This window comes from Pseudoalteromonas sp. G5_S1_54_S4 (assembly GCF_054968565.1).
Genome location: NZ_JBQKUL010000074.1, coordinates 1 through 11,760, shown reverse-complemented (window position 1 = coordinate 11,760; position 11,760 = coordinate 1). Strand labels below are relative to the sequence as shown.

Sequence of the window (11,760 nt, the reverse complement as noted above, 5' to 3'; positions counted from 1 at the left end):
CCCGAACCCCGAACTGATCTTTTAGATCTCAACTATTGAATATAGGATCTCAGCGCGTTTTCATGCTAGAATTTGCGCAATTTTTTTGTACTCGATAAGTAGCACTGTAATGATCTTAGATGATATTCGCATCGTTTTAGTAAACACATCACATTCTGGCAATATTGGTTCTGCGGCACGTGCCATGAAAACCATGGGATTATCAAAGTTATACCTTGTAGATCCTGCCTGTGAAATAGATAGCCATGCCAGCGCACTGGCTGCAGGTGCGACTGATGTACTTGGTAATGCTGTTGTTGTTGATACGGTTGCCGATGCCATTGCTGATTGTGCATTAACTATTGGTACTAGTGCTCGCTCGCGTACATTATCGTGGCCTATGGTTGAGCCGCGTGAATGTGGTGAAAAGCTTGTTGGCGAAGCTGTAAATGGCCCTGTAGCACTTGTATTTGGTCGTGAAAACAGTGGCTTAACAAACGAAGAATTACAACTGTGTAATTACCATGTATGTATTCCTGCTAACCCAGAATACAGCTCGCTAAATTTAGCCATGGCAGTACAAACCTTATGCTATGAAACGCGTATGGCGTTTTTAAATCAACAGCCTAAAGCGGAACAAGAAGAAGACGAAACCCTATATCCATCGTCTAAACAAACAGAGCTGTTTTACGAACATCTTGAAGACACCTTGTTTAAAACAGGCTTCATCATTAAGCAGCACCCAGGCATGGTAATGACTAAGCTACGTCGCTTGTTTAATCGTGCTCGCCCTGAAGATGCTGAAATGAACATATTACGAGGTATTCTTACCTCAATTAATAAGTCTATAAAATAGCAATTAGTTATAAATAGCGCCCTTTATTGCTCTACTAATACTTGACTAAATTACTCAGGTAATTACAATAGACCCAATACTTGACCAAAACAGTCGGGTATTACAAGTTTATCGGCTGGCATTCGAGGCTAGCCAATCAGGATAATACTTGACTAATCTACTCTGGTAATTAAAATTTGCACTCTTTTGTGCGGGGGGCGTTATGAAGTTAACATCAAAAGGCAGATACGCCGTTACAGCCATGCTGGATGTTGCACTACATGCAAATATAGGCCCTGTAGCGCTTGCAGATATTTCGCAGCGCCAAGAAATTTCTTTGTCTTATCTTGAGCAATTATTTGCCCGTTTACGTAAAAATGGGCTAGTGAGTTCTGTTCGAGGTCCTGGTGGGGGCTATTTACTAGGACGTGAGGCTGACGTAATTTCAGTTGGCGATGTTATCAATGCGGTAGATGAATCTGTTGACGCTACACGGTGTCAGCGAAGCAATACTGGTTGTCAAAGTGGTATGCGTTGTTTAACCCATACATTGTGGTCAGACTTAAGCGCACGAATTGAAGAATTTTTAAATAATATTACCTTAGCTGAACTGGTTGAAAAGTCGGACGTTAAAGCGGTCGCTCTTCGCCAAGAAAACAGCGTTAATGATGCAATTAAGCAGTTGGAAAATATTCAAGTAAGCTGTCAACTTTAAGGTTGACCTGCAGCGGAGAGAGAAATGAAGTTACCGATTTATTTAGATTACGCAGCAACTACGCCTGTTGACGAACGAGTTGCCAAAGAAATGATGCAGTGCCTGACTATGGACGGTAATTTTGGTAATCCAGCATCGCGTTCACACCGTTTTGGTTGGCAAGCTGAAGAAGTCGTTGACCAAGCACGTACTGACATTGCTGATTTAATTAATGCAGACCCACGTGAAATTGTATTCACATCGGGTGCAACAGAATCAAATAACCTTGCTATTAAAGGTGCAGCTCAGTTTTACAAGAAAAAAGGTAAGCATGTTATTACCGCTAAAACTGAACACAAAGCGGTTATCGACACATGTCGTGAACTTGAGCGTCAAGGGTTTGAAGTAACCTACATGGACGTTGAAGAAAACGGCCTACTTGATCTGCAAAAATTAGCAGATACGATGCGTGACGACACTGTGCTTGTAAGCATTATGCATGTAAATAACGAGCTAGGTGTAATCCAAGACATCAACACTATTGGTGAAATGTGTCGCGAACGTAAAATTATGTTCCACGTAGATGCTGCACAAAGCGCAGGTAAAGTTTTAATTGACGTGCAACAAACCAAAGTAGATTTCATGTCATTCTCGGCGCACAAAGTATACGGCCCTAAAGGCGTAGGTGCTTTGTATGTTCGTCGTAAACCACGTGCACGTTTAGAAGCACAAATGCACGGTGGCGGCCATGAGCGTGGCATGCGTTCTGGTACATTAGCAACTCATCAATTAGTGGGTATGGGTGCAGCATTTAGAATTGCAAAACAAGATTTTGAAAAAGATCACGCACACATCAGTGCGTTGCGTAAACGCCTAATCGACGGCATTTTAACGGATATGGACGAAGTGTACTTTAACGGCACGCAAGACCAATCAGTACCTGGTATTGTCAACATTAGCTTTAACTTTGTTGAAGGTGAGTCGTTATTAATGGCTGTTAAAGATATTGCGGTATCGTCAGGTTCAGCCTGTACATCTGCAAGTTTAGAGCCTTCTTACGTATTACGTGCATTAGGTCGCAACGACGAGCTAGCGCACAGCTCGATTCGTTTTAGTATTGGCCGTTTTACCACCGAAGAAGAGATTGATTACACCGTTGAGCTAATGAAAAACTCGATTGGCCGTTTACGTGAAATGTCTCCTCTTTGGGAAATGCACCAAGAAGGTGTTGATTTAGATTCAGTTGAATGGGCGCACCACTAATTAGTGGTGCCCATACCTAGCAGGTAGTGAGGATAGAATTATGGCTTACAGTGATAAAGTAATCGACCACGTAGAAAACCCACGTAACGTAGGTGCTCTAGATAAGAACGATCCGTCAGTGGCAACGGGTATGGTAGGCGCACCAGCATGTGGTGACGTAATGAAATTGCAAATTAAAGTATCGGCGGAAGGCGTTATTGAAGATGCAAAATTCAAAACGTACGGCTGTGGTAGCGCAATTGCTTCATCTTCGCTGGTAACAGAGTGGGTTAAAGGCAAAACATTAGACGAAGCTGCGACTATCAAAAATACCGATATCAGCGCAGAGCTAGAATTACCACCAGTGAAAATTCACTGCTCAATTTTAGCCGAAGATGCAATTCAAGCAGCAATTGCAGATTACAAAAGCAAACATACAAACTAAGAGATATTCATGGCAGTGACATTGACAGATGCGGCAGCAAACCGCGTACAATCATTTTTAGCAAACCGTGGTAAAGGCATTGGCCTGCGAGTTGGCATTAAAACGACGGGCTGTTCAGGTCTTGCTTATGTTCTAGAGTTTGTTGATGAGCTAAACGATGACGATGAAACATTTGCGGCCAAAGGCGTTACCTTAATTGTTGACGCTAAAAGCTTAGTTTATATCGACGGCACCGAGCTCGACTACACTAAAGAAGGTTTAAATGAAGGGTTTAAATTTAATAACCCTAACCAAGCTGATGAGTGTGGCTGTGGCGAAAGCTTTACCGTTTAAGCTCAAACTTGTTTTAAGATATAAATAAGCCCTGCCAGTTAATGTAGGGCTTTGTCATTTGTGAGAAGTTATGCGTTATTTTGAGTTATTTGCAATACCGGTTGACTACAATATTGACTTAGCAATGATCAACAAGCACTACTTAGAACTTCAACGTGCTGTACACCCTGATCGTCATGCTAATGCCAGCAGTCGTGATAAATTAATGGCCGTACAAAGTACCGCTGAAATTAACGACGCATTACAAACACTTAAGCATCCGGTTAAACGTGCTGAATATATGTTGAGTGAGCTGGGCGTTGATATTCGCGCTGAGCAGCAAACATTGCAAGATCCCATGTTCTTGATGCAACAAATGGAACTGCGCGAAGAGCTTGAAGAACTTCCCTCTGCAAGTGATCCAGATATCGCTATTGCTAATTTTGAGTCGCAAATAAAGCAATTAAAAGCCCAGTATAGCAACGAATTGGCTGAGCAACTTGCAAGCAACGATGAGCAACAATATCAACACGCTGCTGACAACATTCGCAAATTAAAATTTGTATATAAGTTACAAGACGAACTTGAACGCATTGAAGACAGTTTATTTGACGATTAATTACTTGCTGCAAAGCGAGCAACACGAGTTTAAAGAGCATTATGGCATTATTGCAAATTGCTGAGCCGGGGCAGAGCGCGGCACCACATGAACACAAATTAGCCATTGGAATTGATTTAGGCACTACAAATTCATTAGTGGCAACCGTACAAAGCGGCGAAGCACGCACTATTACTGATGAGTCAGGCGAAGCGATGTTACCCTCAGTGGTTCGTTATCAAGCTGGCGGCATTACCGTGGGTAATGATGCAATGCAAGCGGCTACACTCGATCCGGTTAATACGCTTATTTCAGTGAAGCGTTTTTTAGGTAAAACGCAAACCGAAATAGAACAAAGCTATGGTCAACTGCCTTATCAGTTTTGCGATGATGATGGTGCATTGGCTATCGAAACGGCTGCGGGAAAGATCAGCCCAGTTAAAGCCTCAAGTCATATTTTAAATGCATTAAAAGTACGCGCTGAGCAAAGCTTTGGTAATCAAGATATTTTAGGGGCAGTGATTACTGTACCAGCCTATTTTGATGATGCACAGCGTCAAAGCACCAAAGATGCGGCTGAGCTTGCCGGTATTAATGTACTGCGCTTACTAAACGAGCCTACTGCCGCTGCCGTTGCTTACGGTTTAGATTCAGGGCAAGAAGGTATTATCGCCGTTTATGATTTAGGAGGGGGTACCTTTGATATCTCTATTCTGCGTCTTAATAAAGGCGTGTTTGAAGTGCTGGCCACCGGTGGCGATTCTAGCCTAGGCGGCGACGACTTTGACTCATTATTAGTTGATTACCTAAAACAAGAAACCGGCGTGACAGGCTTATCTCCTTCGGTATTACGCTTATTCATTAATAAAGCCAAAGCCTGTAAAGAAGCACTCAGCCAATACGAAAAAGTGAATGTTGGCCTTGAGTTTGACGATGAAAAATACATGGTTGAAGTAACGCGAGAAAAATTTAATGAGCTCGCTATGCCACTGGTTAAAAAAACGCTTCGTTCATGTCGTCGTGCAGTAAAAGATGCCGGTATTGAAAACCAAGAAGTATTACAAGTCGTGATGGTTGGCGGTTCAACCCGCATGCCGTTGGTTCGTACTCAAGTTGGCGAATTTTTTGATAAACAGCCACTAACTTCAATTGACCCTGATCGTGTTGTTGCACTGGGTGCTGCATTACAAGCTGACGTATTAATTGGTAACAAGCCAGATTCAGACATGTTATTACTTGATGTGTTACCGTTGTCGTTAGGCCTTGAAACAATGGGTGGCTTGGTTGAAAAAATCATTCCACGCAATACCACGATTCCGGTTGCGCGTGCGCAAGAATTTACTACGTTTAAAGATGGTCAAACGGCCATGTCGTTGCATGTATTACAAGGTGAACGTGAACTGGTTGACGATTGTCGATCGCTGGCAAAGTTCAGCTTAAAAGGTATTCCTCCTATGGCGGCGGGGGCGGCGCATATTCGCGTTACCTTTAAAGTAGACGCTGATGGTTTACTAAGCGTATCAGCCATGGAAAAATCAACGGGTGTCCAAGCAGAAATACAAGTAAAACCGTCGTTTGGTTTGTCTGACGACCAAGTTGCTAATATGCTTAAAGAGTCGATGAGTAACGCTAAAGGCGATATGCAAGCGCGTATGCTCAAAGAGCAACAAGTTGAAGCGCTTCGTGTAATAGAAGCGATGGAAGCCTCATTAGCTGCTGATGGCGATTTACTTGAGCCTGAGCAATTAGCGACGCTAAAAGTGGAAATAAGCGAACTTGCGAAAGTACGCGAGAGTGCGCAAGAGCCAAGCGAAATTAAAGCGGCCATTGAAAAAATGGATAATGCGAGCAGTGATTTTGCCGCGCGCAGAATGGACGCGTCAATTAAAAAAGCCTTAACGGGTCAGTCAGTAGACAATATATAAGAGAGATTAGAATGCCACAAATTGTTTTTCTTCCCCATCCGGAGTTGTGTCCTGACGGTGCAGCAATAGAAGCGCCCGCTGGCGAAACGGTACTTGATATCGCGCTTAAAAATGGCATTAGCATTCCTCATGCCTGTGAAAAATCATGTGCATGTACAACGTGTCATTTAGTGATCCGTGAAGGTTTTGACTCATTAGATGAAAGTGATGATCTAGAAGATGACATGCTAGATAAAGCATGGGGTTTAGAGCCTGAATCTCGCTTAGGTTGCCAAGCAATTATCAGAGATGAAGACTTAGTGGTTGAAATACCTAAGTACAATCTCAATATCGTTAATGAAGAACACTAGTTTTTAATTAATGACTATCATATTAAAAGCCGCTGTTTGATACAGCGGCTTTTTTGTTTGTATTTGGTAGCAGCGGGTTTACCCCGCGTCTTTTTAAAGGTTAAAGGTTACGAGCCACGGGCTGCGAGGCGCGGGTAATTTATCGAACCCCGAGGCTCGAAGCCCGTAACCCGAAACTTATTCCGGAGGTATATTTTGAGTGATCTTATTTTTTCAGACTCGTTTATAAACGGTGAATTTTATAAAACCGCTACGCGATTTAGCGTTGATGATCCTGCGACCGGAAAAAGCATAATAGAAGTTAGCGACATTGACGAGCAGGGCGTAAATACAGCTATTAATGCGGCAAAAGGCGCGTTTGTAAAATTAAAAGCCACCAATGCAACCGAGCGAAGTGACACTTTGATGCGCTGGTATGAGTTGGTGATAAAACATAAACAAACGTTAGCTACACTTATGACCAAAGAGCAGGGAAAACCGCTTAAAGAATCTCTCGGTGAAATAGACTATGGCGCCGGCTTTATTAAGTGGTTTGCCGAACAAGCTAAACGCAGCTATGGCGATGTGATCCCTGCAACCGATAATCAGCACCGCTTAACCAGTTATAAACAACCTATTGGCGTGGTTGCCGGTATTACGCCATGGAACTTTCCTGTGGCTATGGTAACTCGAAAAGTTGCCCCTGCTTATGCTGCTGGCTGTAGCTTCATTTTAAAACCTTCTGAGCACACACCACTATGCGCCATTGCTTTAGCGTATTTAGCTGATGAGGCTGGTTTTGTGAAAGGCGCATTTAATGTGTTGGTATCACAAAACGCTAAAGACGTTGGTAAAATGCTGACTGACTCAGAGGTGGTACGTAAGTTTACTTTTACTGGCTCTACCGGGGTGGGTAAGCAGTTACTATCGCAATGCGCTGATACAATTAAGAAAACATCAATGGAATTAGGCGGCAATGCGCCGTTCATTATTTTTGATAATGCCGATATTGATGATGCTATTGATGGCTTAATGGCAGCTAAATTTAGAAATAGTGGCCAAGCGTGTGTGGCGGCTAACCGTATCTTTATTCAGCGCAGTATTATGGATAAAGTACTAAACAAGCTAACCTCAAAGGTTGCTGGATTAAAAGTGGCAAACGGCTTTGAAGATGAAGTGGATATTGGTCCGCTGATATACCCTGAGGCTAAACAAAAAGTTCAGCAATTGATAAACGATGCATTAAGCAAAGGGGCTTCGCTTATTGGCGAGCAACGAGATTTAGGGGGGAGTTTTCAAAACCCAGTTATTGTTAACAATGTTACGCCTGAGATGAATATTTATCACCAAGAGGTGTTTGGCCCTGTATTAAGTATAATCCCGTTTGATGATGAGGCAGAAGTACTGGCATTGTCTAATGATGTTCCCTATGGACTAGCAGCCTATTTTTATAGTCAGAATATTAAGCAAATATACCGCGTAAGTGAAGCGCTAGAATTTGGTATGGTCGGTGTTAATGAAGGGGTTATATCAAACCCTGTAGCGCCGTTTGGTGGGGTAAAACAATCTGGTCTCGGCAGAGAGGGCGGTCACCAAGGGTTAGATGAGTACTTAGAAGAAAAATATGTATGTATTAAGGTGTAATGGTTAAAACTGTTCCGATGAGTTAACAGTTCAGCGTTTTAAGTTGCTTGAAACGGGTGTAAATGCTACCTTTTCAAAAAATATTTAAGTAAACAAAACGTAAAAAATTTCTATAAGTAGAAATACCCCCGTGTGTAAATGCCACCATCTGGTGGCATTTTTTTATCTTTATACAAGGAGAGGTTTTTTGCAGCTTTCCATTTTAAGGTCTAAACTATTCTTAATTAGATACTATTCTAATTATAATCCTTTTATAGGTGGAACTTTACGTAATAGCAATTCCTTTTGCTATATGTAACTTTTTGTAACTATATGTTTTTAAATGTTTATTTTTAGTTTGAAAATAAGTAGAATGAAGTTTCAGTAGTTTCAAAACTATTAACATATAGTATAAATGTATAATTGTGTTTTATACATTTATAAATTAACATTCCGCAAATTCACACATTAAACATAATGAATCACCCACTATGAGTAGAAGAAATCAAGCAACGGTAGACCAGGAAGTTTCGTTTGGCATTGACGAAGAATTAGTTTCTACAACAGATTTACGAGGCGTTATCACTTATGCAAATGATAGCTTTTGTAAAGTTTCAGGGTATACCATCAATGAGTTAAAAGGGAAAAATCATAATATGGTTCGTCACCCAGATATGCCACCTGCGGCATTTGGTGATATGTGGTCTAATTTAAAAAGCGATACCGCTTGGCGAGGAGCGGTAAAAAATAGATGTAAAGATGGGCGTTATTATTGGGTAGATGCATTTGTTACCCCTATTTACGAAAACGGAAAAAAAGTAGGTTATCAATCAGTTCGCCAACAACTCCTTCCAGAATATAAAAACCGCGCAGAAAAGCTATACCAACGTTTAAATAACGGTCAATCAATTACGCCTTTAAGTGAAAAATTAGCTGCATTTAAACTTCCTCTATTTATTGGGGGGGCAGCTTTAATTGCTTGGTTAACAAGCTATATGTTCTGGCTATGTTTGCTGTTTGTTCCTCTGCCTTTTGTTATTTTTTACGAAGAATTAATTCGCTCGCAAAGTGCGCTTAAAGAAAGCAAAAAAGGCAGTGACAGTGTATCTCGCCATGTATACTCCGGCAGTGATAGCCTTAGCTATACTGATTTTCAGATTAAACTGCTTGAGGGTAAAGTAACGACCATTGTTGGGCGTATTATTGATGGCACTTTAAGCCTTAGCAAAGGAGCTGATTCGCTTAAAGTTTGTGCTGAAGCTGCGCAGGCTGGCGTTGAAAAAGAAGCATCCGAATTGCATCAGGTATCCTCTGCGGTTGAAGAGATGGTGCATTCAATTGACGAGGTAGCAAAAAATACCTTAGTTACTAATCAACGAGTGCAACAAGCTCACCAAGATTGTGAATCAGCAACACAAGCAATGTCAGGGACAATGCGAGAGGTTTCGTTACTTGCAACTGAAGTTGATAACTCAGCAAGCTCTGCGAGTGAGTTAGCAATAGAGGCTGAAAAAATTGGTGGAATAATGCAAGAGATACAAGGGATTGCCGATCAAACAAATTTACTTGCACTTAATGCTGCTATTGAGGCTGCTCGTGCTGGTGAACATGGTAGAGGGTTCTCAGTTGTTGCTGACGAAGTACGTGCGCTTTCAAGCAGAACACATACCGCTACAGAGCAAATCCAAATATCTATATCTGAAATGCAATCTACGCTTTTAAATTGGTCAAAAACCATGGAAGCGGGTAAAAATGCGGCAGAGAGTTGTGTTAAAGAAACCCGTAATACGCAAGATATCGTATCAAAAGTATATGCGGCAATTACTGATATTTCTGATTTAGCAACGCAAATTTCAACCGCTGCAGAAGAGCAGAGCATGGTATCGCAAGAAATTAGCCGCAATATTTCCAATATTAGTAGTGCGTCTTCAGAAAACTTAGCCCAAGCGCATTGTGTAGGTGCAGAGTCTGATGCGATTGAAAAACACTCTAAAGCATTAGCGTCATTAGGTCTTTCTTTCAAAGTAGGTTAGTAAAGTGAGCAAGGATAGCAAGCAGTTAGATATAGGCTCAGCCTATGATGTATCGTATTCTCAATGTGCAAATTTAAGTGCACAATTGAGAGTGCTGCAGCAAGAAATTAAAGCCGATTACTTATTTATTGCCTCTGTAAATGAAGATAAATTAGCAACTACGCAATTGGTTTTACATAACGCAGAGGTCATTGAAAACTTTTCTTATTCGCTTGAAGGCTCGCCTTGTGAACAGCTGCCTTCAAAAAGTGCATGTTTTATAACGGATGAATTACAACAACACTACCCTGAAAATAAGCTATTAAAAACTATAAATGCGCAAGCTTACGTTGGCGTCTCCATAAGCAATGATGAAGGCCAGTTAAGCGGCGTGTTGGTTGGTCTTTATTTAAATAGTGACCCAACAATTGAACGCTACCTACCAAGGCTAATTAACTTTGCTAGTTACACAGCAGTGTTCTTACAAAAGTGTTTTTTAGAAGATAAATCAAGCTCACAGCAATCACTATTTAGTGCTGTTGAAGCTATGTCGAAGGTAGGTACGTGGGAATACAAAATCTCAACCGGTGAGTTAAATTATTCACCCGAGGTTTATAATATTTATGGCCTTGATGAGCGCAAACCGCTCACGACCACACAAGCGATTGCGCATTATGCTGGTGAAAAAGAGCAAGCGCGTATCCGTGACTTTTTTAATCGTTTGCAAACACATGGCCTTCCTTATTGTGAAGACTTTGAGTTTGTAGATGCTCATGGCAATAAAAAATGGGTACGTACGAGTGGTCACCCTGTTTTTAATGATGATCATCAGGTTATTAAAGTGCATGGTGCTTTTGAAGATGTCACTTTAGAGTATGAGTTAAAGGCCAAGGTTGATGATAAAAATAATCGCCTTGAAGCCATTTTAAATAACTTAAATGATGCAGTGATCACCATTAATCAGCAAGGTGTTATTGTCCACTGTAACTCAACAGCATTAACTATGTTTGGCTATAAGCAAAATGAAATGCTTGGCTTGTCGATTAACAACTTAATGCCTGAGCCTTATGCATCTAAACATCACTCGTATATGCGAAATTATGAGCAAACAGGTGAGGCTAAAATTATTGGTGTGGGTAGGCAACTACCTGCAAGAAAAAAAGACGGCACTATTTTTCAAATAGAATTGTCACTTACCAAAGCTGTTAATGACCAAAGCGTTGAATATATTGGTGTAGTTAGAGATATTAGTGAAAAACTCAAAGCACAAGATACCATTTATAACTTAGCCTATTCAGATCCCATTACAGGATTAAAAAATAAGCGGTGGTTTGAGCGCGAATTCAGAAGTTTACTACAAATTGCCAGCATTAATAATGGCTATATATATGCTGCCTTATTAGATATGGACAAGTTAGCGCAATTTAACTTTAAGTACGGTATTGAGGCGGGCAACGAAGCACTCATTTTAACGGCTAAAAAACTATCAAATGCGGTACAGGGCGAGTACAAGCTATATAAAAGTGGAGTCGATTCTTTTTTAATTATAAGTGTCAATGTAAGTAATGACCTATCCTATTTAGAGCAACAACAACCAAGCATAGACGCTAAAATATTAGCATTGGATAACTTCTCACATAAGATCAGTGATCTTGATGTGGTACTAAGCGCTTCGTTGGGCAGTACAGTTATTGATGCGAGTAAAGACTCTTACGAGGTAAGCGCGCAATTAAACCCACATACCAATATTAATGCTACCTATGCAT

The 11,760-nt window shown here is 41.1% G+C and carries 11 protein-coding genes; all 11 read left to right on the top strand.

What is annotated here, in order from left to right:
* Positions 1-109: 109 nt before the first annotated feature.
* Entirely contained in the window at positions 110-835 is a 726-nt protein-coding gene (gene trmJ, locus ACTRWE_RS18180; RefSeq protein WP_054202357.1) for a tRNA (cytosine(32)/uridine(32)-2'-O)-methyltransferase TrmJ, read from the top strand.
* A 202-nt stretch (positions 836-1,037) separates the two neighbouring features.
* Positions 1,038-1,529, top strand: coding sequence for a Fe-S cluster assembly transcriptional regulator IscR (gene iscR, locus ACTRWE_RS18175; protein ID WP_008113921.1), 492 nt, complete (start codon positions 1,038-1,040; stop codon positions 1,527-1,529).
* Positions 1,530-1,553: 24 nt separating this feature from the next.
* Positions 1,554-2,771: an IscS subfamily cysteine desulfurase gene (locus ACTRWE_RS18170; RefSeq protein ID WP_008113922.1), complete on the top strand. Its 1,218-nt coding sequence runs from the start codon at positions 1,554-1,556 to the stop codon at positions 2,769-2,771.
* 40 nt (positions 2,772-2,811) lie between these two features.
* A complete protein-coding gene (gene iscU, locus ACTRWE_RS18165; protein WP_008113923.1) occupies positions 2,812-3,195 on the top strand; it encodes a Fe-S cluster assembly scaffold IscU in 384 nt (127 codons plus the stop codon).
* 9 nt (positions 3,196-3,204) lie between these two features.
* Positions 3,205-3,528 (top strand): iron-sulfur cluster assembly protein IscA, encoded by a 324-nt coding sequence (gene iscA, locus ACTRWE_RS18160; RefSeq protein WP_008113924.1) that lies wholly within the window; start codon positions 3,205-3,207, stop codon positions 3,526-3,528.
* 70 nt (positions 3,529-3,598) lie between these two features.
* Positions 3,599-4,126, top strand: coding sequence for a co-chaperone HscB (gene hscB / locus ACTRWE_RS18155; protein ID WP_008113925.1), 528 nt, complete (start codon positions 3,599-3,601; stop codon positions 4,124-4,126).
* A 41-nt stretch (positions 4,127-4,167) separates the two neighbouring features.
* Positions 4,168-6,030, top strand: coding sequence for a Fe-S protein assembly chaperone HscA (hscA, locus tag ACTRWE_RS18150; RefSeq protein ID WP_024602640.1), 1,863 nt, complete (start codon positions 4,168-4,170; stop codon positions 6,028-6,030).
* Between the two features lie 11 nt (positions 6,031-6,041).
* Positions 6,042-6,380 carry an ISC system 2Fe-2S type ferredoxin gene (fdx, locus tag ACTRWE_RS18145; RefSeq protein ID WP_008113929.1) on the top strand — a complete coding sequence of 113 codons (339 nt, stop codon included), beginning with the start codon at positions 6,042-6,044 and terminating at the stop codon, positions 6,378-6,380.
* Between the two features lie 195 nt (positions 6,381-6,575).
* A complete protein-coding gene (locus ACTRWE_RS18140) occupies positions 6,576-8,003 on the top strand; it encodes an NAD-dependent succinate-semialdehyde dehydrogenase (RefSeq protein ID WP_462880447.1) in 1,428 nt (475 codons plus the stop codon).
* A gap of 470 nt (positions 8,004-8,473) precedes the next feature.
* The gene (locus ACTRWE_RS18135; protein ID WP_462880446.1) at positions 8,474-10,015 is read left to right on the top strand and encodes a methyl-accepting chemotaxis protein; all 1,542 of its coding nucleotides are present in this window, start codon (positions 8,474-8,476) and stop codon (positions 10,013-10,015) included.
* A 4-nt stretch (positions 10,016-10,019) separates the two neighbouring features.
* The coding region (locus tag ACTRWE_RS18130; RefSeq protein ID WP_462880445.1) for a sensor domain-containing diguanylate cyclase at positions 10,020-11,760 on the top strand (1,741 nt) is incomplete at its 3' end.